The following is a 24,697-nucleotide window of genomic DNA, read 5'->3' on the forward strand; positions in this document are numbered from 1 at the left end:
CACCGGCGGCACCGCCCACGTCAGCGCCCCGGTGGGCGAGGAAGCCCATCGTGGTCGTCGTGGCACTCGCCTTCGCGCTCCTCGCCTTCGGCGCGACCACCCAGACGTGGGTCGACGCCGAGGTGCAGGGCTCGGCGGTGCGCACCGCACACCTGAGCGTGCAGGGAAGCAAGGCGGCGACGTCGGTGTCCGCCCTGGCCCTCGTGGGCCTCGCGGGAACGCTCGCGGCCGCCGTTGCGGGGCGGGTCGGCCGCGCGGTGGCGAGCGTCGTCGTGGTGCTCGCGGGGGTGGGCGTCGCCGCGGCCTGCGCTGCGGTCCTCGCCGATCCGCGGGGCGCCGCCGAGGGCTCGATCGCCCAGGCCACGGGCCTGGCCGGGTCCCAGGCCTCCGTGGCGCTCACCCCGTACCCGGCCCTCGCCGCGGCCGCCGGGACGCTCCTGGCGCTGTCCGGGGTGCTGCTCATCGTCGCGTCCCGCCACTGGGCGCTGCGCACACGGTACGACGCCGGCCGGGCCGCCGCCGCGGGCACCGCGCCAGACGCCGGCGGCGCGGGCGCGGGACAGGCCGGGACCGACGGCGAAGGGCCGGCCGGAGCCGTCGACGGCATCGACGGATGGGACAGCCTCTCGCGCGGCGAGGACCCGACCGGCTGAGCCGCCCGTGGCGCCCGGGCGACGCCGAAGATGGCAGAATGGCCGTAGTACCGCAATGGAGGAGAAGAGATGAGCAACACGCACAGTTCGCAGGCCCGCGCCAACGAGGCCACGCCCAGCGAGGATCTCGGGCACGGCAACAGCCCCGCGGCCTGGACGTGCGTCTTCGTCATGATGATCGGGTCGATCATCTCGTGCATCGGCTTCGTCATCGCGAGCAACCCGGTGTTCTGGGGCGGCGTCGTGGTCATCGCGATCGGCCTCATCGTCGGCTGGGCCATGCGCAAGGCGGGCTACGGGGTCGGCGGCAGCAAGCTCAAGAACCAGCACTGATGCCCACGGTCCTCGACGACATCATCGTCGGCGTCCGCGAGGACCTCGCCGAGCGGGTCCGGCAGGTCCCGGGCGCGCAGATCGAGGCGGCCGCCGCCGCGCGCCCTGCGGCGCTCGACGCGTGGGCCGCGCTCGGCGGCGGGCTGCCGCCGGGGGAGCTGCGCGTCATCGCCGAGGTGAAGCGCAAGAGCCCGTCCAAGGGCGCCCTCGCGGAGATCGCCGACCCTGCGGCCCTCGCGGCCCAGTACGAGCACGGCGGCGCCTCGGTGATCAGCGTCCTGACCGAGCAGCGCCGTTTCAACGGCAGCCTCGCCGACCTCGACGCAGTCCGGGCCGCAGTCACGATCCCCGTGCTCCGCAAGGACTTCACGGTCGACGAGTACCAGGTCCACGAGGCCCGCGCCCACGGGGCCGACCTCGTGCTCCTCATCGTCGCGGCGCTCGACGACGCGCGGCTGCGCGGCCTGCTCGAGCTCACCCATGACCTCGGCATGAATGCCCTCGTGGAGACGCACACCGAAGAGGAGATCGACCGCGCGGCGGCCGTGGGCGCCCGCATCGTGGGCGTCAACGTCCGCAACCTCAAGACCCTCGACGTCGACCGGGCCGTCTTCGGACGGCTCGCCGGCCGGCTCCCGGAGGGCGCGATCGCGGTCGCCGAGTCCGGGGTGCAGGGTCCGGAGGACATCGCGTACTACGCCGGCCTGGGCGCCGGGGCCGTGCTCGTGGGCGAGGCCCTCGTGACGCACGGCGACCCCCTGACGCGGATCCGGGACTTCAAGCGGGCCGGGGCGGAGGCCATCGCCGGACGCCACGCGGCGCAGCAGGAGACAGCGCACTAGGAGACACGGCGCAGCCACGGCGGGCGCCGGAAGGAAGGTAGGACTGGTGGGCGAGACCATGCCAGCAGGCAGCCCCGGCAGCGGGGACCACACGACGAGTACCGGGGCCGAGGCGGCCGTGGCAGAGGAATTCCTCTCCGGCAGCCTGCGCCACGCCCCGGGGCCGTACTTCGGATCCTACGGCGGCCGATGGATGCCCGAATCGCTCATCGCCGCGCTCGACGAGCTGGACGACACGTTCGAGAAGGCGAAGGCGGACCCGGAGTTCCTGGCCCAGATCGCCGACCTGAACCGCAACTACTCGGGCCGCCCGTCGCTCCTGACGGAGGCCAAGCGGTTCTCCGAGCACGCCGGTGGGGTCCGGATCTTCCTCAAGCGGGAGGACCTGAACCACACCGGCTCGCACAAGATCAACAACGTCCTCGGGCAGGCCCTCCTGGCCAAGCGCATGGGCAAGACCCGCCTCATCGCCGAGACGGGCGCCGGCCAGCACGGCGTTGCGAGCGCCACCGCGGCGGCCCTGCTGGGCATGGAGTGCGTCGTGTACATGGGCGCAGAGGACTGCCGGCGCCAGGCCCTCAATGTGGCCAGGATGCAGCTCCTGGGTGCCGAGGTCGTGCCCGTCACGAACGGCTCGCAGACGCTCAAGGACGCCATCAATGACGCCCTGCGCGACTGGGTGGCCAACGTCCAGACCACCCACTACCTCCTCGGCACCGCCGCGGGCGCCCACCCGTTCCCGGCCATGGTGCGCTTCTTCCACGAGGTGATCGGCGAGGAGGCCCGCGAGCAGATCCTCGCGCAGACCGGACGGCTCCCGGACGCCGTCTGCGCGTGCGTGGGTGGCGGATCGAACGCGATCGGCATCTTCCATGGGTTCCTCGATGACCCCTCGGTGAGGCTGTACGGCCTCGAGGCCGGCGGCCGCGGCGTCCAGACCGGACACCACGCGGCCACCATCACGCTCGGCCGCCCGGGCGTGCTCCACGGCGCCCGCACCTACCTCATGCAGGACGAGGACGGCCAGACGGTCGAGTCGGAATCGATCTCGGCGGGCCTCGACTACCCCGGTGTCGGCCCCGAGCACTCCTACCTGCACGACATCGGACGGGTCACCTACGAGCCGATCACTGACGCCGAGGCGATGGACGCCTTCAGGCTCCTGTGCCGCACCGAGGGCATCATCCCCGCGATCGAGTCCTCCCACGCCCTCGCGGGGGCCATCAAGGTCGGACAGCGCCTGGCCGAGGAAGGCGGCGACCCGCACGAGCGGATCGTGATCGTCAACCTGTCCGGCCGCGGCGACAAGGACGTGCAGACGGCCGCCGAGTGGTTCGGCATGCTCGACGAGAACGGGCAGGTCAAGGGCACCACCCTGTCGACGCGTCGGCCCAAGGGGACCGTCGGGCACGCAGGAGAGGACGCCGTCGGCGACACCGACGACCAGGACGAGACCGAGGAGGGCATCGCGTGAGCAAGGTCGCCGACGCCATCGACAAGGCCAAGGCCGAGGGCCGCGCCGCGCTCGTCGGGTACCTCCCCGCCGGGTATCCGACCGTCCAGGGGAGCATCGACGCGGCGATCGCCCTCGCCCGCAACGGCGCGGACATCATCGAGATCGGCATCCCCTACTCGGATCCGGTCATGGACGGCAGCGTGATCCAGGCCGCCACCACCGAGGCGCTCGCCAATGGCTTCCACGTGTCCAGTGTCTTCGAGGTCGTGAAGGCCGTCACCGACGCCACCGCGGACCTGGGGACCGCCGTCCTCGTGATGACCTACTGGAACCCGGTCATGCGCCTGGGCGTCGCCGAGTTCGCCCGCCGGCTGGCCGAGGCCGGGGGATCTGGCCTCATCACGCCCGACCTCGTCCCCGACGAGGCCGCCGAGTGGTTCGAGGCCTCCGACGAGTACGGCCTCGACCGGGTCTTCCTCGTGGCGCCGTCCACGAGCCCCGAGCGCATGGCCAAGACCGTCGCCGCAACGCGCGGCTTCACCTACGCCGTCTCCCTCATGGGAGTCACGGGTGCCCGCACCGCCGTCGACTCGGCCGCGCGCGCCGTGGTCGACGCGGCCCGGGCCGCCGGGGCTCCCCGGGTGTGCGTCGGCCTGGGCGTCTCCACCGCGGAGCACGTGCGGGAGATCGGCGCGTACGCCGACGGCGTCATCGTCGGCACCGCGATCGTCAGCGCCCTGCGCGAGGGCGGCCCGGACGCCGTCGGCCGCCTCGCCGCAGAACTGAGCCAAGGCCTGGCCCGCACCCCGGCCCAGGCCTGAGCGGACGCGGCCGGCCCCGTAACGCGGGCCGGCCGCGCGCGTCATCTTCCGTCCGGCATCCGGACGATCCCGTCTCGGCATACGGCAGCGTGGTAGTCTTGCGGCTAGTCGAGACGGCTCCAACGCTCGGCGGCCCGCACCTGAGGCCGCCCGCGAGTCCTGCGGCAGCCGACCGGCCGACTGGCAGGGGGTGCCGCGGCCGCTCCATACCGGGCCACCGCCCGGGCGGCTCGTCCCCCACAATGACGTGGGCCAACCGATCTTCCCGCCACGCGCAGGGGGGACGCCAGCGTATTGCCGTGCGACCGGCGGGCCGTTTCGCCCCGTACGGGCCGGCCATACAATTCCAGTAATCAGCGCCTTGCTGTGCCCTCAACGCGGCCAGCATTGCGGGGCCAACGTTGTCCCCTGTCGCGAATCGACCAGGAGGAAGGACGTTACGTCATGACTCACCCGACCCACGGCGCCGCAGCGCAGGAGTCCGAGAGGGTTCTCTCGCCCTTCGAACGCTTCGCCGCACTGCCTCCCTCCTCGGGGCTCTACAGCGCCGATGCCGAGAAGGACGCCTGCGGCCTCGCGATCGTCGCGACGCTGCGCGGGGAGGCCGGCCATGACATCGTCGACGCCGCCCTGCACGCGCTGCGCGCGCTCGAGCACCGCGGCGCCGTCGGAGCCGACGAGGGCACGGGCGACGGCGCAGGCCTCCTGAGCCAGATTCCCGACGAGTTCTTCCGGGCCGTCGTCGACTTCGAGCTGCCGGCCGCCGGCCAGTACGCCGTCGGCATCGCCTTCCTCCCGACCGAGGACCGCGAGGCGGCGACCGCCCGCGCCGGCATCGAGTCGCTCGCGGAGGCCGAGGGCCTCACCGTCCTCGGCTGGCGCAGCGTCCCCGTGGTCGGCGAGCTGGTCGGCGCCATGGCCCGTGCGTGCATGCCGCGGTTCGAGCAGCCGTTCCTCGCCTCGGCCACCGGCGAGCAGCTCGGCCGCAACGACCTCGACGCCCGCGCCTGGCGCATCCGCAAGCGGGCCCAGAACAAGTACGGGGTGTACTTCCCTTCGCTGTCCTCGCGCACCATCGTGTACAAGGGCATGCTCACCACCGCGCAGCTCGAGCCGTTCTACCCGGACCTGTCCGACCAGCGCTTCGCGACCAAGCTCGCGATCGTGCACTCGCGGTTCTCCACCAACACGTTCCCCTCCTGGCCGCTCGCCCAGCCCTTCCGCACGATCGCGCACAACGGCGAGATCAACACGGTCAAGGGCAACCGGAACTGGATGCGCGCGCGCCAGTCCCAGCTCAGCAGCCCCCTGCTGGGCGACGTGCCCGAGGAGCTGTTCCCGATCTGCACCCCGGGAGCCTCCGACTCGGCGTCGTTCGACGAGGTCGCGGAGCTCCTGTGGCTCTCCGGCCGGCCGATCACGCACTCGATCATGATGATGATCCCCGAGGCGTGGGAGAACCACGTCTCCATGGATCCCGCCCGCCGCGCCTTCTACGAGTACCACTCGCTCCTCATGGAGCCGTGGGACGGACCCGCCGCGGTGTCCTTCACCGACGGCACCCTCGTGGGCGCCACCCTCGACCGCAACGGCCTGCGCCCGTGCCGCTACTGGGTCACCGAGGACGGCCTCGTCGTCTTCGCCTCGGAGGTCGGCGTGGTCGACGTCGAGCCTGCCAACGTGGTCAAGAAGGGCCGCGTCTCGCCGGGCAAGATGTTCGTGGTCGACACGGAGGCCGGGCGGATCATCGACGACGAGGAGGTCAAGGCCGAGATCGCCGGGACCAACCCGTGGGCGGAGTGGCTCAAGGGCAACGTGATCCGCCTCGACGAGCTCCCCGAGCGCGAGCACGTGGTCCACACCCCGCAGTCGGTCAACGTCCGCCAGCGCACCTTCGGCTACACCCAGGAGGAGCTGCGCATCCTCGTCGGGCCGATGGCCCGCACGGGCGCCGAGCCGATCGGCGCCATGGGCACCGACACCCCGGTGGCCGTCCTCTCGAAGCGGCCCCGCCTCCTGTTCGACTACTTCGTGCAGTCGTTCGCCCAGGTGACGAACCCGCCGCTGGACGCCATCCGCGAGGAACTCGTGACGAGCCTCAACGGGGCCATCGGCCCCAACGGCAACCTCCTGGGCACCGGCCGCGTCAAGGAGCGGCAGGTGGTCCTGCCGTTCCCCGTGATCAACAATGACCAGCTCGCGAAGATCGCCAACATGGTCTCCGAGACCGGCGAGAACGCGGGGGACCGCATCGCGATCAAGATCCGCGGGCTGTACCGGCCCGACGGCGGCGAGGCCGCCCTGCGCGCCCGCCTCACCGAGATCTGCGAGCAGGTCTCCGGCGCGATCAACCGCGGCGTGCAATACGTGGTCCTCTCGGACCGGGACTCGAACGCGCAGTGGGCCCCGATCCCGTCGCTCCTGCTCCTCTCCGCGGTCCACCATCACCTGCTCCGCAGCGCCAACCGCACCAAGACGGCCCTCGTGGTCGAGGCGGGCGACGTCCGCGAGGTGCACCACGTCGCGGTCCTCCTCGGCTACGGCGCGTCCGCGGTCAACCCCTACCTCGCGATGGAGAGCGTCGAGGAGCTCATCCGCTGCGGCGAGCTCCCGGGCGTGAGCGCCGAGGACGGCGTCTACAACCTCATCAAGGGCCTCGGCAAGGGCGTCCTGAAGATCATGTCCAAGATGGGCATCTCGACGGTCGCCTCGTACTGCGGCGCCCAGACGTTCGAGGCGCTGGGCCTGTCCCAGGACCTCGTCGACGAGTTCTTCGCGGGCACCCACAGCCAGCTGGGCGGCGTCGGCCTCGACGTCATCGCCGCCGAGGTCGCGGCGCGCCACGAGATGGCCTACCCGTCCTCCGGCATCGAGCAGCCGCACCGGCCGCTCCTGGGCGGCGGCGAGTACCAGTGGCGCCGCGACGGCGAGCCGCACCTGTTCAACCCCGAGACCGTCTTCCGGCTCCAGCACTCGACCCGCGAACGCCGCTACGACGTGTTCAAGGCCTACACCGAGGGCGTCGACGACCAGTCGCGCAACCTCATGACCCTGCGCGGCCTCATGCGGTTCAAGGAGGGCCTGCGCCCGCCGGTGCCGATCGAGGAGGTCGAGGCGGTCTCTTCGATCGTGAAGCGGTTCTCCACGGGCGCGATGAGCTACGGCTCGATCTCCAAGGAGGCCCACGAGACGCTCGCGATCGCGATGAACCGGCTGGGCGGCAAGTCCAACACCGGCGAGGGCGGCGAGGACGTCGACCGCCTGCTCGACCCCGAGCGCCGGTCGGCCATCAAGCAGGTCGCGTCGGGCCGCTTCGGCGTGACGAGCCTCTACCTCACCAACGCCGACGACATCCAGATCAAGATGGCCCAGGGCGCCAAGCCCGGCGAGGGTGGCCAGCTCATGGCGCAGAAGGTCTACCCGTGGGTGGCCCGCACGCGCCACTCGACCCCGGGCGTGGCCCTCATCTCGCCGCCGCCGCACCACGACATCTACTCGATCGAGGACCTCGCCCAGCTCATCTACGACTGCAAGCGCGCCAACCCGGGCGCCCGCGTGCACGTCAAGCTCGTCTCCGAGGTGGGCATCGGCACGGTTGCCGCGGGCGTGACCAAGGCGAAGGCCGACGTAGTGCTCGTCTCCGGGCACGACGGCGGGACCGGCGCGTCGCCGCTGAACTCGCTCAAGCACGCGGGCGTCCCGTGGGAGCTCGGCCTCGCCGAGACCCAGCAGACGCTCATGCTCAACGGGCTCCGGGACCGGGTCGTCGTCCAGGTCGACGGGCAGCTCAAGACCGGCCGCGACGTCGTCATCGCCGCCCTCCTGGGCGCCGAGGAGTTCGGCTTCGCGACCACCGCGCTGGTGGTCTCCGGCTGCGTCATGATGCGCGTCTGCCACCTGGACACCTGCCCGGTGGGCGTCGCGACCCAGAACCCCGAGCTGCGCGCGCGCTTCACCGGCAAGCCGGAGTTCGTGGTCAACTTCTTCGAGTTCATCGCCGAGGAGATCCGCGAGATCCTCGCCCGCCTGGGCTTCCGCTCGATCGAGGAGGCCATCGGCCACTCCGAGTTCCTCGAGGCGAAGGACGCGATCGACCACTGGAAGGCCGAGGGCCTCGACCTGACGCCGATCCTCGCCGGACTCGACTTCGACGAGGACGCGCCGCTGCGGAACACGACCGGCCAGAACCACGAGCTCGAGAAGCACTTCGACGTGAGGCTCATCGAGCTCGCGGGCGAGGCGCTCTCGGACCGGACTCCGGTCAAGATCAGCCTGCCCGTGGTCAACACGGACCGGTCGGTCGGGACCATGCTCGGCCACCGCGTCACGAAGACGTTCGGCATCGAGACCCTCGGTACCGACACGATCGACATCACGCTCACGGGCACGGCGGGCCAGTCCCTCGGCGCGTTCCTGCCGGCGGGCATCACGCTGCGCCTCTTCGGCGACTCGAACGACTACGTCGGCAAGGGCCTCTCCGGGGGCCGGATCATCGTCCGCCCCGATCGCACCAACGTGTTCCCCGCGGAGCACAACGTGATCGCGGGCAACGTGATCGGGTACGGCGCCACGGGCGGCGAGCTGTTCCTGCGCGGACAGGTCGGCGAGCGGTTCCTCGTGCGCAACTCGGGCGCGACGGCGGTCGTCGAGGGCATCGGCGACCACGGCTGCGAGTACATGACCGGAGGCCAGGCGCTCATCCTCGGCCGCACGGGGCGGAACTTCGGCGCCGGCATGTCCGGCGGCACGGCCTTCGTGCTCGACCTCAAGCCGAGCCGCGTGAACAAGCAGGCCCTGGACTCGGGCGACCTGCAGCTGATCGAGCTCGACGACGAGGACCGCGACATCGTGCGCAACCTGCTCGTCAAGCACATCGAGGAGACCGATTCCGCCCACGCCCAGCGGCTCCTCGACAATTTCGACGACACCGCGGCCAGGATCACCAAGGTCCTCCCGCGCGACTATGCAGCGGTGCTGCAGACCCGTCTGGCCGCCCTCGAAGAGGGCCTGGACCCGGACGGCGAAGAAGTTTGGTCTCGCATCCTGGAGGTGACCGGTGGCTGACCCACGCGGATTCATGAAAGTGCGCCAGCGTGAAACGCAGCAGCGGCGCCCCGTCCCGGTCCGCATCATGGACTGGAAGGAAGTGTACGAGGCCCGGCAGGAGGGCCCTGTCCTCCGCCGCCAGGCGTCGCGCTGCATGGACTGCGGCGTGCCGTTCTGCCACCACGGCTGCCCGCTCGGGAACCTCATCCCCGAGTGGAACGATCTCACCCGCCGCGGCGAGGGCCAGGACGCCTCGGAGCGGCTGCACGCGACGAACAACTTCCCCGAGTTCACCGGCAGGCTGTGCCCCGCCCCCTGCGAGAGCGCCTGCGTGCTCGGCATCAACCAGCCGGCGGTGACCATCAAGCAGATCGAGGTCTCGATCGCCGAGGAGGCGTTCGACGCCGGCTGGGTCGAGCCGCTCCCGCCGGCGCGCCTCACGGGCAAGACCGTCGCGGTCGTCGGCTCCGGGCCGGCCGGCCTCGCCGCCGCGCAGCAGCTCACCCGGATCGGCCACACGGTCGCCGTCTACGAGCGGGACGACCGGATCGGCGGCCTCCTGCGCTACGGCATCCCGGACTTCAAGATGGAGAAGGACGTGATCGACCGCCGCCTTGCACAGATGCAGGCGGAGGGGACCCGTTTCCGGACGGGCGTGGAAGTGGGCAAGGACGTCAGCTGGGACCAGCTGCGCAGGCGGTACGACGCGGTCGTCATCGCGACCGGCGCGACCGTGCCGCGCGACCTGCCGATCCCCGGGCGCCACCTCGACGGTGTCCACTACGCGATGGACTACCTCGTACAGTCCAACCGCGCTGTCGCCGGGGACACCCTGCCGGGCCAGATCGACGCGCGCGGGAAGCACGTGGTCATCCTCGGCGGCGGCGACACCGGCGCCGACTGCATCGGCACGGCCCACCGCCAGCAGGCCGCCTCGGTGACGACGCTCGCCATCGGCAAGCAGCCCCCGGCCGAGCGCCCCGCGCACCAGCCCTGGCCGATGTTCCCGACCCTTTTCGAGGTCGCCACGGCCCACGAGGAAGGCGGCGAGCGGACCTACCTCGCCTCGACCGTCGAGTTCGTGGGGGAGAACGGCCGGCTCGCCGGCATCAAGGTCGCTGAGACCGAGTACGTCGACGGCCGGCGCCTGCCCAAGGCCGGGACCGAGCGGATCATCCCCGCCGATCTCGTCCTCCTCGCGCTCGGCTTCACCGGCGCCGAGCCTGCCGGCATCGCCGAGCAGGTCGAGGCCGGCTTCGACGACCGTGGGAACGTCTCCCGTGACGCCGACTACATGACGGAGGTGCCCGGCATCTTCGTGGCGGGCGACGCCGGCCGCGGCCAGTCGCTCATCGTCTGGGCCATCGCGGAGGGCCGCGCCGCCGCGGCCGCCGTGGACCGCCACCTCATGGGCTCGACCATCCTGCCGGCGCCCGTCGCGCCGTCCGATCGGGCCATCACGGTCCTGTGAGGTGCGGGGCTCCCGGCCCCCGGCCGGGAACCCCGCACCTCCCCAGCTGTTCACATCCCCAGCAACCGCTGTCCACCGGACAAGACCTAGGGTAGGTATATGAGACGCGCGAAGATCGTGGCCACGTTCGGACCGGCCATCTCCAGCTACGAGAACACCGTCGCCGTGATCAGGGCGGGCGTGGACGTGGCCCGCATGAACATGAGCCACGGCGACCACTCGGTCCACGACAAGACCTACGAGACGGTGCGCAAGGCCGCGGCGGACCTCGGCAAGGCCGTGGGCATCATGGCGGACCTCCAGGGCCCCAAGATCCGACTGGGCCGCTTCGTGGACGGCCCGCACGAGCTGGCCGTGGGCGACGTCTTCACCATCACGACCGAGGACGTGCCGGGCACCAAGGACATCTGCTCGACGACGCTGAAGAGCCTGACGGAGGACGTGAAGGTCGGCGATGCCCTCCTGATCGACGACGGCAAGGTCGCCCTGCGCGCCACGGCGGTCGACGACGTCAAGGTCGTCACCGAGGTGACAGTCGGGGGGACGGTGTCCAACAACAAGGGCATCAACCTCCCCGGCGTGGCCGTGAACGTGCCGGCGCTGAGCGAGAAGGACGAGACCGACCTGCGGTGGGCGCTCAAGCGGGGCGTTGACTTCGTGGCGCTCTCGTTCGTGCGGGACGCCCGCGACGTCGAGCGCGTGCACGCGATCATGGACGAGGAGGGCCGCAGGGTCCCGGTCATCGCCAAGATCGAGAAGCCCCAGGCCGTCGAGCAGCTGCACGAGATCATCGACGCGTTCGACGCGATCATGGTGGCCCGCGGCGACCTGGGCGTCGAGCTCCCGCTCGAGCAGGTCCCGCTCGTGCAGAAGCGCGCGATCGAGCTGGCCCGCCGTTGGGCCAAGCCCGTCATCGTCGCGACCCAGGTCCTCGAGTCCATGATCGAGAACCCGCGCCCGACCCGGGCCGAGGCCTCGGACTGCGCCAACGCCGTCCTCGACGGTGCCGACGCGGTCATGCTCTCGGGCGAGACCAGCGTGGGCGCCTACCCGGTCGAGACCGTCCAGACGATGGCGAAGATCATCGAATCGACCGAGGAGCACGGCCTCGAGCGGGTTCCCCCGCTGGGCTCGCAGCCCAAGACGCGCGGCGGTGCGATCACGCGGGCCGCGGTGGCGATCGCCGACCAGCTGGACGCGAGGTACATCTGCACCTTCACGCAGACCGGCGACTCCGCCCGACGCCTCAGCCGCCTGCGCCCGCAGAAGCCCGTCTTCGCGTTCACGCCGCTGACCTCGACGCTGAACACCCTCAGCCTGTGCTGGGGCATCCAGCCCCGCATGGTCGACTTCGCCGCGCACACGGACCAGATGATCGCCCAGGTCGACGAGTACCTCCTCCGGGCGGGCCTCGCCGAGCTCAACGACATCGTGGTGGTGGCGGCCGGCTCCCCGCCCGGGGTGGCCGGCTCGACCAATATGCTCCGGGTGCACAAGGTGGGCGACGTCGCCGACGCCGGCCAGGCCTTCGACGGCACTCCGGCGCCTGTCCGGGAGCAGGTCGGCCCCTGGCCGCTGCCCACCGAGCCCCGCCGCGAGAAGCTCTAGGCGCGCAGGCTCCAGACGCCACGAGGGCGGCACCCGCAACGGGTGCCGCCCTCGTGCTGTGCCAGCCGCCGGTCGCCGGCGCTGCTCAGCTGACCTGGTTGATGATGGTCTCCGAGACCTCGCGCATGCTCAGGCGGCGGTCCATGGAGGTCTTCTGGATCCACCGGAACGCCTCGGGCTCCGTCAGGCCCATCTTCGTGATGAGGAGGCTCTTGGCCCGCTCCACGAGCTTGCGCGTGGCGAACTGCTCCTTGAGGTCGGTGACCTCGGACTCGAGCGCCTTGATCTCCTCGTGGCGCGAGAGGGCAATCTCCAGGGCCGGCACGAGGTCGTTGGGCGTGAACGGCTTGACGACGTAGGCCATGGCGCCCGCGTCCCGCGCGCGCTCCACGAGTTCCTTCTGGCTGAACGCCGTCAGCAGCACCACGGGGGCGATGCGGGCCTTCACGATCTTCTCCGCGGCGGTGATCCCGTCCATGACCGGCATCTTCACGTCCATGAGGACGAGGTCGGGCTTGAGCTCCTCGGCAAGCTCCACGGCGCGCTCCCCGTTGTCGGCCTCGGCGACCACGTCGTAGCCCTCCCCGCGGAGGATCTCGATGATGTCGAGGCGGATGAGCGTCTCATCCTCGGCCACGACGACACGGCGCGCGGGGGCTGCGGCGGTCGCCTTCTCGGCGGCCGGTGCCGGCTGGGGGGTCTTGTCTGACACGCTGGCTCCTTGGGGGCAGACGGATGTTCCTGCCTCAGATCCTACCGGGTACAGTGGACGGGCAGGCCATGGGGAGGCCTTGGGCCCGAGTGGCGGAATTGGCAGACGCGCCGCCCTCAAAATGCGGTATCGGAAGGTGTGTGGGTTCGAGTCCCACCTCGGGCACCCGGGCGCCGGGCGCCCCGGCACAGTCGGGGCGCCCGGCGCTGTATAGGATGGTCCGGAGCGATTCCCGCCGCCCGTCAACAGACCTGTGCCGAACTTCGGATGAACAGCTGGTGGCCGGGGGATCGCGCATCAGCCTCACCACAACCTGAGGGGACGACGGGTGGACATCACCACCATGATCGTGCTGGTCATCGCACTGGCGCTCTTCTTCGACTTCACGAACGGCTTCCACGACACCGCCAATGCGATGGCGACCCCCATTGCGACCGGGGCGATCACCCCGCGGAAGGCGGTTGCCCTCGCCGCGGTGCTGAACCTCGTGGGGGCCTTCCTGTCCACCGAGGTCGCCAAGACCATCTCCGGCGGCCTCATCCGCGAGGGCGCCGACGGCGTGCACATCACCCCGGAGATCATCTTCGCCGGCCTGATCGGCGCGGTGCTCTGGAACATGTTCACGTGGCTGCGCGGCCTGCCCTCGAGCTCGTCGCACGCGCTCTTCGGCGGCCTGATCGGCGCCGCCGTCGTGGGCATCGGGCTCTACTCCGTGAACTTCGGCACGGTGTTCTCCAAGGTGATCCTCCCCGCCGTCGCCGCGCCGCTGATCGCCGGCGCCTCGGCGTGGCTGTGCACCCGCATCGCCTACGCGGTGACGGCAAGACGGGACAGCGAGACGGGGGAGAAGCTCAAGCAGGGCCGGGGAGGCTTCCGCGTCGGCCAGGTCTTCACCTCGAGCCTCGTCGCCCTCTCGCACGGCACCAACGACGCCCAGAAGACCATGGGCATCCTCACGCTCGTCCTCATCGCCGGCGGGCTGCAGAAGCCGGGGACCGGCCCGCAGGCGTGGGTGATCGTGGCCTGCGCCGCGGCCATCGCCATCGGGACCTACGCGGGCGGCTGGCGCATTATCAGGACGGTCGGAACCGGCCTGACGGAGGTGCGCCCGGCCCAGGGGTTCTCGTCCGAGTCCAGCACGGCCGCCGCCATCATGGCCTCGTCGCACCTCGGATTCGCGCTGTCCACGACCCAGGTGACGAGCGGAGCGGTCATCGGGTCCGGGCTCGGGCGCCGGGGAACCTCCGTGAAGTGGGGCACCGCGGGCCGGATCGCCCTCGGCTGGGTCCTCACGCTCCCCGCCGCCGCCGTGGTCGGTGCAGCCGCCGCGCTGCTCATGGGCCTCGGGGCGCCCGGCGTGATCCTCGTCGTCGTGGTGGGCATCGCCGCGATCGCCTGGATGTTCTACCTCAACAACCGCCAGCGTGTGGGCCACCACAACGTCGTCGAGGTCGAGGAGGCGGGCGACGCCGTGAACTTCCCGCGCAAGCGCAAGCGCCGTCAGAAGGGGGAAGCCCGGTGATCGACTGGGGAGCCTTCATCGTGGTCGCGATCGCGACCATCCTCGGCGCGGGCAGCATCGTGCTGTTCTTCTCGCTCGCGATCCGCCTCGGGAGCGAGGCGCGGGACCCCGAGCGGCAGCGGATCAGGGCCCTGCTCCGGACCGGATCGGGCGTGAGCTACGCGCTGGCCGGAGCCGCGGTGGTCTACGGCGTGTACCTCGTCATCCCGTACTTCCACTAGGTCCCCTGGGGCGGCGGGCCCGCCCCAGGGTCACCCGTGGGGGCATCAGGCCGAGTCGCCGCCGTCGGGCAGGCCGGAGGCGTCCGCGTCGGACTCCGAGGAGAACGACTCGCGGTTCCCATGGTCCTCGGTGTTGCCCTCGTCGAGGTCGGCGTCCGTGGAGGGGGCCTCCTCCGGTTCCGCCAGGTCCGCCTGCGGCTGCTCGCGGGACTCGGAGCCGCCCTGATCCTGGGCGTCCCTGACTGCGGTGTCCTGCTCCTGCTCGTTCGGGGCCGACCCCTGCGTGGCGGCGCCCCCGGTCGGGGCTCCCTGGGGCATCTCCTCCTCGGCGGTCGGGCTGCCGTAGCCCCCCTCCTGCGGGGCGCGGTCGGCGGACGGGCTGCTGGCGTTCTGGTTCTCGGCATCCATGGCCCCGACGCTAGCGCCGCCCGCAGGCCACGTCCACGCGCCGCGGCGGGTTCTGGGAAAGCCGCCGCCCCGTGGCTAGGCTGGGCGCCATGGCTGACTTCGTCTACTTCGTGGGGAGCAGCCTCGACGGCTACATCGCCCAGGACAACGGCGGGCTCGACTGGCTCGAGAGGTTCAACGACGTCGAGGGCCTGGGGGAGTCGTACAAGGCGTTCGAGGCCGGCGTCGGCTGCGTCGTGATGGGCGGCGAGACGTACGAGTGGATCCGGGCGCACCAGCCGGGCGCGTGGCCGTACACCGTGCCCTGCTGGGTCTTCACGCACCACGAGCTCGGCACGGACGACGGCGCCGACGTGGTCCTCGTGCGCGGGGACGTGGTCACCTTCGAGGACGAGCTCCGCCGGGATGCCGGCGAGAAGGACGTCTACATCGTCGGCGGAGGCGCCCTCGCCGGGGAGTTCCTCGCGGCCGAGCTCATCGACCGGATCGTGCTCACGATCGTCCCCGTGGCCCTCGGCGGCGGAGTGCCCCTGTTCGGCGGCACCCCCCTCGGCGTGCCCGCAGGGTTCACGCTCGAGGGCCTGACCGAACGGAGCGGGACCGTCGAGCTGCGCTACGCGCGGGCCTGACGGACTGAGCTACGCGCGGGACCGTCGGGCTGCGCTACGCGCCGGCCTGGGCATCCTCGCCAGGCCCCGTCGGGTCGTCCCGGAGGAGGTTCGTGATGCGCGCGGTGCACAGCCGGCGGCCGTCCTCGCCGGTGATGACGATCTCGTGCGTCGCGAGCGTACGGCCGAGGTGGAGCGCGGTGCACGTGCCCCGCACCCTGCCGCTGACGGCTGCGCGGTGATGGGTGGCGTTGAGGTCCACCCCCACCGCATGCCGGCCCGCGCCGGCGTGGAGCGAGGCGGCGAACGATCCCAGCGTCTCGGCCAGCACCGCGTGGGCGCCGCCATGCAGGATCCCGGCGATCTGGGTGTTGCCCTCGACCGGCATGGTCGCGACCGCGCGCTCCGCCGTCAGCTCCTCGAACACGATCCCCATCTTGACCACGAGCGCGCCCACGCCGCGGGCGGCGAGCCAGGGCCGCAGCCGCTCGGGGATCCCGGCGGCCTCGAGCTCCGCCGCCGCGTCGCGCTCGGCAGCCGCCCCGGCTCCGCCCCCTGCGCCGGCATCCTCGCGGGCCGCGGGGCCCCCGTCCATCGCGGTGAAATTGTCCTGCATGCCCACTAGGCTGGCACCCGTGACTGAAACCAGCAAAACCCTCGCCCCTCCTGCACCCACGGCCGCCCCGACGGCAGCAGCCGGGGCCCCCGCGGGACGGCAGGGGCGGCTGCTGGTCCTGGACGGCCACTCAATGGCGTTCCGCGCCTTCTTCGCCCTGCCGGCGGACAGCTTCGTCAACGCCGCGGGCCAGCACACGAACGCCGTGCACGGCTTCACGTCGATGCTCATCAACCTCGTGCGCGACCAGCAGCCCACGCACGTCGCCGTCGCGTTCGACGTCAGCGACGAGACCACGCAGCGCAAGGTGATCTACAGCGAGTACAAGGGCGGCCGCAACGCGACGCCGCCCGAGTTCGCCGGCCAGATCGACTACATCAAGAAGGTCATGGGCGCCCTCGGCGTCCGCACGATGGAACTGCCCGGGCACGAGGCCGACGACATCCTCGCGACCCTTGCCGCCCAGGGCACGGCGGCGGGCTTCGAGGTGCTGCTCGTCTCCGGCGACCGCGACACGTTCCAGCTCGTCGACGACCACGTGGCCGTGCTCTACCCGCGCAAGGGCGTGAGCGACATCCCGCGCATGGACGCGGCGGCGATCGAGGAGAAGTACTTCGTCCCGCCGGCCCGCTATCCCGACCTCGCCGCCCTGGTGGGCGAGTCCGCGGACAACCTGCCCGGCGTCCCCGGCGTGGGCCCCAAGACGGCCGCGAAGTGGATCACCCAGTACGGCGGACTCGAGGGCGTGCTCGAGCACGCGGACGAGATCAAGGGCAAGGCAGGGGAGAGCCTGCGGGCCAACATCGAGGCAGTGCGGCGCAACCGGCAGCTGAACCGGCTCCTGACCGACCTCGAGCTGCCGCTCGCCCTCGACGACCTCGCCGACCCGCGCCCCGAGCGCGCGGCCGTTGAGGCACTCTTCGACGAGCTCGAGTTCAAGGCGCTGCGGGCGCGCGTCTACGACGTCTTCGGCACGGAGGGCCCCGAGGAGACCGCGGACGCCTTCCACGTGCCGCCGCATTCCGTTCCGGCGGACGACGCCGGGCTGGCCGCCGCCCTCGCGGACCTCACCGCGGGCGCGGGCGGGCGGCCCGTCGCGGTCGTGGTCCGGACCGACGGGGCAGGGCCCCGGCCCCGCGCCGAGGCGGTCGCGCTCGCGACGGCGGGAGCCGCCGTCGTGGTCCCGCTCGACGGCGGCGACGGCGGCGTCCCCGCGCCCCTCGCGGGCTGGCTCGAAGATGCCTCGGTGACGAAGGCCACGGCCGAGTTCAAGGAGACCGGGAAGGCCCTCCGAGGGCGCGGGACGGAGCTCGCCGGCGTCGTCGACGACGTCTCGATCTCGGGCTACCTCGCGGAGCCGGACCGCCGCTCCTACGCGCTCGGCGACCTCGCCCAGCACCATCTCGGGATCGAGCTCGCGGCCGGCGCTCCGGCCACCGGCCAGCTCGCGCTGGACCTCGACGGCGCAGAAGCCGCGGCCGCGGCGCTCGCCCGGAAGGCCGCCGTCGTGCACGCCCTCCACGAAGCCCTCGCCCCCAAACTCGAGGAGGTCGGGGCGAGCGGGCTCCTGCAGGACATGGAGCTGCCGCTCTCGCGGGTCCTGCTCGACATGGAGTGGGCCGGCATCACCGTGGACCAGCAGCAGATCGACGCGCTGATGGCGGAGCTGGGCACGGCGAGCGAGCAGGCCGCCGCCGCGGCCTACGAGGCGATCGGCCACCAGGTCAACCTCGGCTCGCCCAAGCAGCTGCAGACGGTGCTCTTCGAGGAGCTCGCGCTGCCCAAGACGAAGAAGATCAAGACGGGCTACACGACGGACGCCGCCTCGCTCAAGGAACTCCTCGACAAGACGGGGCATCCCTTCCTCGAGGCGCTCATGGCCCACCGCGAGTCGAGCAAGCTGCGGCAGATGGTCGAGACCCTCAAGAAGGCGGTCACGGCCGACGGCCGCATCCACACGACCTACGCCCAGACGATCGCCGCGACGGGCCGCCTGTCCTCGAACAACCCGAACCTGCAGAACATCCCGATCCGCTCCGAGGAGGGCCGGCGGGTGCGCGACGTGTTCGTCGCGGGGGAGGGCTACGAGTCCCTGCTGTCCGCCGACTACTCGCAGATCGAGATGCGCATCATGGCGCACCTGTCCGGCGACGAGGGCCTCATCGAGGCATACCGGCAGGGGGAGGACCTGCACCGCTTCGTCGGCTCGCGCATCTTCCACGTCGCCCCCGCGGACGTGACGAGCGAGATGCGCTCGAAGGTCAAGGCCATGAGCTACGGGCTCGCCTACGGGCTGTCCTCCTTCGGGCTGTCCAAGCAGCTCGAGATCTCCGTGGACGAGGCCCGCACCCTCATGAAGGACTACTTCGACCGCTTCGGGGCCGTGCGGGACTACCTCCGGGGCGTCGTGGAGCAGGCCCGGCAGGACGGCTACACCCAGACGATCTTCGGGCGTCGCCGCTACCTCCCGGACCTGACGAGCACCAACCGGGTGCACCGCGAGCTGGCCGAGCGGATTGCGCTGAACTCGCCGATCCAGGGCTCGGCGGCGGACATCATCAAGCGCGCGATGATCGGCGTCGAAGGGCGCCTGCGCGAGAGCGGCCTCGGATCCCGGCTCCTCCTGCAGATCCACGACGAGCTCGTGGTCGAGGTCGCGCCCGGCGAGGAGGCGGCCGTGCGGAGCATCGTCGAGCACGAGATGGGCTCGGCCGCCGAGCTGAGCGTCCCGCTCGACGTCCAGATCGGCGTGGGCCGCACCTGGAACGACGCCGGGCACTGACACGACGCGCTGGCCCCGGGCACTGGGACGCCACAGCACCGGCACGGCACAGCACCGACACGAGGGGGAATCGGGGAATGGGCGCGGACACGGGAACGCCGGGCGGCACCGACTACGAGATCCGCCGGTTCCGGCCGCGGCCGGCGTCGTCGCCCGACTACGCGGACACCAAGCGGTGGATCGAGGCAGTGCACTACGGCTTCTACCAGAAGCCCGGGCGGGACGAGCTCACCGCACGGATCGCCGAGTCGTCGGTGGCCGACGACCGTGAGCTCACCGGGGCGTATGCGACGGCTCCCGCCGCAGCCCCGGCGCTGGATGCCGGGCGCCCGGTGGCCACCTTCGCCACGTTCCGCAAGACCCTCAACGTGGGCCACGGGGTGCTCGTCCCCGCCCACATGGTCACGGCCGTCACCGTCCGGACGGACCACCGGCGCCGCGGACTCCTCCGCCGCCTCATGTCCGAGGACCTCGCCCGGGCGAAGGCCGACGGCGTGCCGGTCGCCGCGCTGACGGCCTCCGAGGCCTCGATCTACCGGCGCTTCGGCTACGGCGTCGCGACGCACGAGCGGAGCGTGAGCGTCGAGACGGGGCCGCGGTTCCGGCTCGCGGCACCCGTGCGCGGCCGGGTGGTCGCGGCCGAGCCGGCGGCGATGCTGGACCTCGCCCCGGAGATCTTCGCCCGTGCCCACCGCGCGATCCCCGGCTCACTGGGCCGGCAGGAGCGCTATCGACTGCGGGCGGCGGGCCAGTGGAACGAGGAGACCGGGGGAGAGGACCACGGCGTGCGCGTCGCGGTGCACCTCGACGAGCAGGGCACCCCCGACGGCTACGCCGCGTACGCATTCCGCGGCTGGGAGACGGAACCGCCCACCATGGAGCTGCGCGACGTCGTCGCGGCGACCCCGGAGGCTTACCTCGGGCTGTGGGACTTCCTCGGTTCGCTCGACCTGATCGAGCGCATCGAGTGGGAGGACGCCCCCGTGGACGACCCGCTCGTGTGGGCCCTCGAGGACCCGCGGGTGGTGCGCACCGGCTCGGTGCGGGACATGCTGTGGCTGCGGATCCTCGACGTCGAGGCCGCCCTGTCGGCGCGGAAGCTGGCGCACGACGGCGAGCTGGTCCTGCGCATCCAGGACCCGCTCGGGTTCACCGACGGCAGGTACCGCCTGTCCTCCTCGGCGGGCACCGCGCAGGTTTCCCGCCTCGCCCACGACGACCCCGCTCAGGACGACCTCGTCATGGACATCGCGGAGCTCTCCTCGGCCTACGTCGGCGGGGTGAGCCCGGTGACGCTCGCCGAGGCGGGCCGCATCCGCGTCGGCGCCGGGCGTCCGGCGGCGGCAACTGAGCTTGCCCGGATGCTCGCCGTGGAGCGCCCCGCCCACTGCCTCACGCACTTCTAGGCCGTCCTGGCCCCGACGGGCACAGCCTCGACGGCAGCGCAACGTCCGGCGGCACAGCATGCAGGTTTCCCCGAACGTCGCGCCGCGGCGGTATCCTCGCAATGGGTGTCCCGGTACTGCCCGGGACGCCCGTACCGACCGTTTCCCGTTCCCCCGTTCCCTGGAGCCTCCATGCTCGCGCGCCGACGTGTGCTCACCGCCCTGCCAGCACTGGCACTGGCCGCGTGCGCGCCCGCGCCGACCGCCTCGCTGTCCGCCGGCGCTCCCGACAGAGCGTCCGGTGCGGCCCCGGGCGGCGCGGCGCCGACCGGCCCCGCGGTCCGTCCGCGTCCCACCGCCGAGCAGATCGGCCGGCAGTTCGCCGGGCGCCTGCCGAAGGCGTGGGGGCTCCAGGTGCCCGGCGTCGTGACCCGCGGCGCCGTCGCGTCCGTCGCCCTCACCTTCGACGCCTGCGGAGGCCGCGGGGGCGGGGGATACGACGCCCGCCTCATCGCCGCCCTGAGGAAGCACCGCGTCCCTGCGACGCTGTTCCTCAACGCCCGCTGGATCGCCGCGAATCCCGGCCCTGCCGCCGAGCTGGCGGCCGACCCGCTGTTCGAGCTCGCAGACCACGGCACGGCGCACCGCCCGCTCTCGGTGACCGGGCGGGCGGCCTACGGCATCCCCGGCACGGCCTCCCTCGCCGCCGTCTATGAGGAGCTCCTCTCCAACAGGGCACATCTCGAGTCGCTCATGGGCACTCCCCGCCCTTGGTACCGGCCCGGCACCGCCTACTACGACGACGTGGCCGCGGATGTGGTCCGGGCCGTCGGCCTCGTCCCGGTCGGCTTCTCCCTCAATGGCGACGGCGGCGCGACCTTCTCGCCTGGGCAGGTGGCCACGGAGGTCGGGAAGGCGCGCGCCGGAGACATCGTGATCAGCCACATGAACCATCCCGAGGGCGGCACCGCGCGGGGCTACGAGGCGGCGCTGCCGCGGCTGACAGGGCAGGGGACCACCTTCACCACCCTCTCGAGGGCGGGCCTGCCCTGGGAATAGCGTCGGCCCGGAATCGGCTGCGCCATCTGCCCGGCACGTTTTGACCCCTGTTGGGACCGCCAATTAGACTGGTGGGGCGCGTAGTGCGCAGCACCACCACCAACACTTCAGCCGGACCGTGCGGCCGCACGCGTCTGGGTGACCGACCAACTATCCACATCGGAGCCCCTACTACATGACCATCACCTCCACGACCTCCTCCACGCCGCAGGTCGCCATCAACGACATCGGCACGCCCGAGGAGTTCCTCGCCGCCGTCGACGCCACCATCAAGTACTTCAACGACGGCGACCTTGTCGAGGGCACCGTTGTCAAGGTCGACCGCGACGAGGTCCTCCTTGACATCGGGTACAAGACGGAGGGTGTCATCCCCTCCCGCGAGCTCTCCATCAAGCACGACGTTGACCCGTCCGAGGTCGTCGCCGTCGGTGATCAGGTCGAGGCCCTCGTTCTCACCAAGGAGGACAAGGAAGGCCGCCTGATCCTGTCCAAGAAGCGCGCCCAGTACGAGCGCGCCTGGGGCGACATCGAGAAGATCAAGGAGGAGGACGGCGTCGTCACCGGCACCGTCATCGAGGTGGTCAAGGGTGGCCTCATCCTCGACATCGGCCTCCGTGGCTTCCTCCCGGCCTCGCTGGTCGAGATGCGCCGCGTCCGCGACCTGGCGCCGTACATCGGCCAGAAGCTCGAGGCGAAGATCATCGAGCTGGACAAGAACCGCAACAACGTGGTCCTGTCCCGCCGTGCGTGGCTCGAGCAGACCCAGTCCGAGGTCCGCTCCTCCTTCCTCAACAAGCTCGAGAAGGGCCAGGTCCGCACGGGCGTCGTGTCCTCGATCGTCAACTTCGGTGCGTTCGTGGACCTCGGCGGCGTCGACGGCCTCGTCCACGTCTCGGAGCTGTCCTGGAAGCACATCGACCACCCGTCCGAGGTCGTCGAGGTCGGCCAGGAGGTCACGGTCGAGGTGCTCGAGGTGGATCTGGACCGCGAGCGTGTCTCCCTGTCGCTCAAGGCGACGCAGGAGGATCCGTGGCAGACCTTCGCCCGCACGCATGCGCTGGGCCAGGTCGTCCCGGGCAAGGTCACGAAGCTCGTTCCGTTCGGCGCGTTCGTCCGCGTCGAGGACGGCATCGAGGGCCTCGTGCACATCTCGGAGCTGGCGGTCCGCCACGTGGACCTCGCCGAGCAGGTTGTCTCCGTCGGCGACGAGCTCTTCGTCAAGGTCATCGACATCGACCTCGAGCGTCGCCGCATCTCCCTGTCGCTCAAGCAGGCCAACGAGGGCGTGGACCCGGACTCGACCGAGTTCGACCCGGCGCTCTACGGCATGGCTGCCGAGTACGACGAGGAGGGCAACTACAAGTACCCGGAGGGCTTCGACCCGGAGTCCAACGAGTGGCTCGAGGGCTACGAGACGCAGCGCGCCGCGTGGGAGCAGCAGTACGCCGACGCCCAGGCCCGCTGGGAGGCGCACAAGAAGCAGGTCGCGCAGCACCTTGCCGACGACGCGGCCGCCGCGTCCGGCGGCCACGAGTCGGCGCCGACCACGTACTCCTCCGAGGCCCCGGCGTCCGAGCACGGCACGCTCGCCTCGGACGAGGCGCTTGCCGCGCTCCGCGAGAAGCTGACCGGCAACTGATCGTGACCGCGGCCCGCTAGGCCGCCGGTACCGACACCGCTGACGAGGGCGGGTCCTGCTCAGGCAGGGCCCGCCCTCGTCATGTCCGCACGTCCACCCACGAGGTCCCGAGCGCGACGGCCGCCGCGGTCCCGGCGGTCAGCCCCGCGAGCCTCGACGCGAACTCCGCGGCTCCCGCGTCGCTGTCCGCGAGCGCCACGCGCACCCTCGCCCCGGCGGCGCCGTAGTCGGTGCCGGCCACGAGCACGCCGCCGGCCCGCAGGTCGTTCTCGAGGCGGGGTGCGGCCGCGTGCGGCACATCGATCCCGACGAGCCGGAGTCTCTCGCGGCGCAGGAGCGGGGCGGTGTCCAGCGCCGCCGAGACCGACTCCGAGTACGCCCGCACGAGCCCACCCGCGCCCAGCAGGATGCCGCCGAAGTACCTCACCACCACCGCAGCGATGTCGCTGAGGTCGGCGACGCCGTCGTGCGTCTCACGCCGCAGGAGCGCCTCCAGCATCGGGATTCCCGCGGTGCCCGAGGGCTCGCCGTCGTCGCTGCTGCGCTGGGTCGTGCGGTCGGGGCCGAGGACGAACGCGCTGCAGTGGTGGCGGGCGTCGTGGAACTCCCGCCGCAGCCCGGCGACGAGGGCGCGGGCCTCCTCCTCGCTCGCCGCCCGGCGCAGCACCGTGATGAAGCGCGACCGCTTGACCTCGAGCTCGTGGCGGTGCTCCCCGTCCACGGTCGTATAGGTGGTGGCATGGCTGGGCGTCTCCGTCACCGGGCCCAGTCTAGGAGGTCCACTAGGCTGGTGCCGTGCTGAGAGTGGGCCTGACGGGCGGCATCGCCGCAGGGAAGTCGGAGGTGTCGCGGCGGCTCGCCGAGCGCGGCGCCGTGGTCGTGGACGCGGACGTCCTGGCGCGCGAGGCCGTGGCGCCCGGCAGCGACGGGCTCGCCGAGGTCGTCGAGGCCTTCGGCGAGGACGTGCTCGCACCGGACGGCACGCTCGACCGGGCCGCGCTGGGCGCCATCGTGTTCGCTGACCCCTCCCGCCGCGACATGCTCAACGCCATCATCCACCCCCGTGTGCGGGCCCGTGCCGCGCAGCTCGCCAGGGACGCCGTGGCCGCCGACCCGCACGCCGTCGTGGTCCAGGACATCCCCCTGCTCGTCGAGACGGGCCAGGCGGGCGCGTTCGACGTCGTCGTGGTCGTCGATGCGCCCGACGACGTGCGGCTGGCTCGGCTCCTCGCCCGCAACGGGATGGACGAGGCCGAGGCGAGGTCCCGCATGGCCGCCCAGGCCACCCGGGAACAGCGCCTCGCCGCCGCCGACCACGTGGTGGCGAACACCGGTTCCCTCTCCGCCCTGCACGCCGCCGTGGACCGGCTCTGGGACGATGTGCTCGCGCCCGCCGCCACACGCGAGGACTGAGCCCCGGCAGGCCGGCCCACCCTTGGGGACGCATGCCGACGCCGGCCTTGTCAGCCCGTGGCGATCGCGCCGCCCTGCGGACACCTGCTGTCCGCAGCCCGG

At 71.8% G+C, this 24,697-nt stretch carries 20 protein-coding genes and 1 tRNA gene; 17 read left to right on the top strand and 4 right to left on the bottom strand.

Annotation, left to right across the window (positions count from 1 at the left end):
* Positions 1-50: 50 nt before the first annotated feature.
* The 8 genes from SA2016_RS09530 (at position 51) to pyk (ending at position 12,230) form a co-directional block, all read left to right on the top strand.
* Complete coding sequence (locus SA2016_RS09530) at positions 51-653, top strand: Trp biosynthesis-associated membrane protein (RefSeq protein WP_244932790.1); 603 nt, start codon at positions 51-53, stop codon at positions 651-653.
* Between the two features lie 69 nt (positions 654-722).
* The gene (locus SA2016_RS09535; RefSeq protein WP_066497593.1) at positions 723-986 is read left to right on the top strand and encodes an HGxxPAAW family protein; all 264 of its coding nucleotides are present in this window, start codon (positions 723-725) and stop codon (positions 984-986) included.
* Entirely contained in the window at positions 986-1,828 is an 843-nt protein-coding gene (gene trpC, locus SA2016_RS09540) for an indole-3-glycerol phosphate synthase TrpC (protein ID WP_066497595.1), read from the top strand. The genes SA2016_RS09535 and trpC overlap by 1 nt, the downstream gene beginning before the upstream one ends.
* A 58-nt stretch (positions 1,829-1,886) precedes the next feature.
* Positions 1,887-3,302 (top strand): tryptophan synthase subunit beta, encoded by a 1,416-nt coding sequence (gene trpB / locus SA2016_RS09545; protein ID WP_066502301.1) that lies wholly within the window; start codon positions 1,887-1,889, stop codon positions 3,300-3,302.
* The gene (gene trpA / locus SA2016_RS09550) at positions 3,299-4,105 is read left to right on the top strand and encodes a tryptophan synthase subunit alpha (RefSeq protein ID WP_066497596.1); all 807 of its coding nucleotides are present in this window, start codon (positions 3,299-3,301) and stop codon (positions 4,103-4,105) included. The genes trpB and trpA overlap by 4 nt, the downstream gene beginning before the upstream one ends.
* Before the next feature lie 444 nt (positions 4,106-4,549).
* Positions 4,550-9,169 carry a glutamate synthase large subunit gene (gene gltB / locus SA2016_RS09555; RefSeq protein WP_066497597.1) on the top strand — a complete coding sequence of 1,540 codons (4,620 nt, stop codon included), beginning with the start codon at positions 4,550-4,552 and terminating at the stop codon, positions 9,167-9,169.
* Positions 9,162-10,622: a glutamate synthase subunit beta gene (locus SA2016_RS09560; protein ID WP_066497598.1), complete on the top strand. Its 1,461-nt coding sequence runs from the start codon at positions 9,162-9,164 to the stop codon at positions 10,620-10,622. Before gltB ends, SA2016_RS09560 begins: the two co-directional genes overlap by 8 nt.
* A gap of 99 nt (positions 10,623-10,721) precedes the next feature.
* The gene (gene pyk / locus SA2016_RS09565; protein ID WP_066497599.1) at positions 10,722-12,230 is read left to right on the top strand and encodes a pyruvate kinase; all 1,509 of its coding nucleotides are present in this window, start codon (positions 10,722-10,724) and stop codon (positions 12,228-12,230) included.
* Between the two features lie 85 nt (positions 12,231-12,315).
* Here the strand turns inward: pyk and SA2016_RS09570 are convergent, their stop codons facing one another.
* Complete coding sequence (locus SA2016_RS09570) at positions 12,316-12,942, bottom strand: ANTAR domain-containing response regulator (protein ID WP_066497600.1); 627 nt, start codon at positions 12,940-12,942, stop codon at positions 12,316-12,318.
* An 83-nt stretch (positions 12,943-13,025) separates the two neighbouring features.
* On the opposite strand from SA2016_RS09570, the gene SA2016_RS09575 reads away from it, so the two are divergent.
* From SA2016_RS09575 to SA2016_RS09585, 3 genes are all read left to right on the top strand, one after another.
* Positions 13,026-13,107: transfer RNA gene (locus tag SA2016_RS09575), tRNA-Leu, on the top strand.
* 163 nt (positions 13,108-13,270) lie between these two features.
* The gene (locus SA2016_RS09580) at positions 13,271-14,464 is read left to right on the top strand and encodes an inorganic phosphate transporter (protein WP_066497602.1); all 1,194 of its coding nucleotides are present in this window, start codon (positions 13,271-13,273) and stop codon (positions 14,462-14,464) included.
* Positions 14,461-14,685 carry a hypothetical protein gene (locus tag SA2016_RS09585; protein ID WP_066497603.1) on the top strand — a complete coding sequence of 75 codons (225 nt, stop codon included), beginning with the start codon at positions 14,461-14,463 and terminating at the stop codon, positions 14,683-14,685. The genes SA2016_RS09580 and SA2016_RS09585 overlap by 4 nt, the downstream gene beginning before the upstream one ends.
* A gap of 45 nt (positions 14,686-14,730) precedes the next feature.
* Here SA2016_RS09585 and SA2016_RS09590 read toward each other — a convergent pair whose 3' ends face one another.
* Positions 14,731-15,093 carry a hypothetical protein gene (locus tag SA2016_RS09590; protein WP_066497604.1) on the bottom strand — a complete coding sequence of 121 codons (363 nt, stop codon included), beginning with the start codon at positions 15,091-15,093 and terminating at the stop codon, positions 14,731-14,733.
* A gap of 89 nt (positions 15,094-15,182) precedes the next feature.
* Between SA2016_RS09590 and SA2016_RS09595 the strand changes: the two genes are divergently transcribed.
* On the top strand, positions 15,183-15,722 hold the full coding sequence (locus tag SA2016_RS09595) for a dihydrofolate reductase family protein (protein WP_066497605.1): 540 nt from the start codon (positions 15,183-15,185) through the stop codon (positions 15,720-15,722).
* Positions 15,723-15,756: 34 nt separating this feature from the next.
* Here SA2016_RS09595 and SA2016_RS09600 read toward each other — a convergent pair whose 3' ends face one another.
* Entirely contained in the window at positions 15,757-16,317 is a 561-nt protein-coding gene (locus SA2016_RS09600) for a hotdog fold thioesterase (protein ID WP_229710678.1), read from the bottom strand.
* 133 nt (positions 16,318-16,450) lie between these two features.
* On the opposite strand from SA2016_RS09600, the gene polA reads away from it, so the two are divergent.
* The 4 genes from polA to rpsA all read left to right on the top strand — a co-directional run bounded on the left by polA (position 16,451) and on the right by rpsA (position 23,182).
* Positions 16,451-19,099, top strand: coding sequence for a DNA polymerase I (gene polA, locus SA2016_RS09605; protein ID WP_066497606.1), 2,649 nt, complete (start codon positions 16,451-16,453; stop codon positions 19,097-19,099).
* 77 nt (positions 19,100-19,176) lie between these two features.
* On the top strand, positions 19,177-20,505 hold the full coding sequence (locus SA2016_RS09610; RefSeq protein ID WP_066497608.1) for a GNAT family N-acetyltransferase: 1,329 nt from the start codon (positions 19,177-19,179) through the stop codon (positions 20,503-20,505).
* 171 nt (positions 20,506-20,676) lie between these two features.
* Positions 20,677-21,543 (top strand): polysaccharide deacetylase family protein, encoded by an 867-nt coding sequence (locus SA2016_RS09615; RefSeq protein WP_066497609.1) that lies wholly within the window; start codon positions 20,677-20,679, stop codon positions 21,541-21,543.
* Positions 21,544-21,718: 175 nt separating this feature from the next.
* On the top strand, positions 21,719-23,182 hold the full coding sequence (gene rpsA, locus SA2016_RS09620; RefSeq protein WP_066497610.1) for a 30S ribosomal protein S1: 1,464 nt from the start codon (positions 21,719-21,721) through the stop codon (positions 23,180-23,182).
* Between the two features lie 79 nt (positions 23,183-23,261).
* Here rpsA and SA2016_RS09625 read toward each other — a convergent pair whose 3' ends face one another.
* The gene (locus SA2016_RS09625) at positions 23,262-23,942 is read right to left on the bottom strand and encodes an IMPACT family protein (RefSeq protein WP_066497611.1); all 681 of its coding nucleotides are present in this window, start codon (positions 23,940-23,942) and stop codon (positions 23,262-23,264) included.
* A 35-nt stretch (positions 23,943-23,977) separates the two neighbouring features.
* Between SA2016_RS09625 and coaE the strand changes: the two genes are divergently transcribed.
* Positions 23,978-24,595, top strand: a complete 618-nt coding sequence (gene coaE, locus SA2016_RS09630) for a dephospho-CoA kinase (RefSeq protein WP_066497613.1) — start codon at positions 23,978-23,980, stop codon at positions 24,593-24,595.
* The last annotated feature ends 102 nt before the right edge of the window (positions 24,596-24,697 follow it).

This window comes from Sinomonas atrocyanea (assembly GCF_001577305.1).
In the GTDB taxonomy this organism is placed as follows: domain Bacteria; phylum Actinomycetota; class Actinomycetes; order Actinomycetales; family Micrococcaceae; genus Sinomonas; species Sinomonas atrocyanea.

Excerpts from the sequence above, each read along its gene's own strand:
- gltB (WP_066497597.1), top strand. The coding sequence starts at position 4,550 with ATGACTCACCCGACCCACGGCGCCGCAGCGCAGGAGTCCGAGAGGGTT.
- rpsA (WP_066497610.1), top strand. The coding sequence starts at position 21,719 with ATGACCATCACCTCCACGACCTCCTCCACGCCGCAGGTCGCCATCAAC.
- trpC (WP_066497595.1), top strand. The coding sequence starts at position 986 with ATGCCCACGGTCCTCGACGACATCATCGTCGGCGTCCGCGAGGACCTC.
- trpB (WP_066502301.1), top strand. The coding sequence starts at position 1,887 with ATGCCAGCAGGCAGCCCCGGCAGCGGGGACCACACGACGAGTACCGGG.
- SA2016_RS09535 (WP_066497593.1), top strand. The coding sequence starts at position 723 with ATGAGCAACACGCACAGTTCGCAGGCCCGCGCCAACGAGGCCACGCCC.
- SA2016_RS09610 (WP_066497608.1), top strand. The coding sequence starts at position 19,177 with ATGGGCGCGGACACGGGAACGCCGGGCGGCACCGACTACGAGATCCGC.
- pyk (WP_066497599.1), top strand. The coding sequence starts at position 10,722 with ATGAGACGCGCGAAGATCGTGGCCACGTTCGGACCGGCCATCTCCAGC.
- SA2016_RS09590 (WP_066497604.1), bottom strand. The coding sequence starts at position 15,093 with ATGGATGCCGAGAACCAGAACGCCAGCAGCCCGTCCGCCGACCGCGCC.
- polA (WP_066497606.1), top strand. The coding sequence starts at position 16,451 with ATGGCGTTCCGCGCCTTCTTCGCCCTGCCGGCGGACAGCTTCGTCAAC.
- SA2016_RS09600 (WP_229710678.1), bottom strand. The coding sequence starts at position 16,317 with ATGCAGGACAATTTCACCGCGATGGACGGGGGCCCCGCGGCCCGCGAG.
- SA2016_RS09595 (WP_066497605.1), top strand. The coding sequence starts at position 15,183 with ATGGCTGACTTCGTCTACTTCGTGGGGAGCAGCCTCGACGGCTACATC.
- SA2016_RS09615 (WP_066497609.1), top strand. The coding sequence starts at position 20,677 with ATGCTCGCGCGCCGACGTGTGCTCACCGCCCTGCCAGCACTGGCACTG.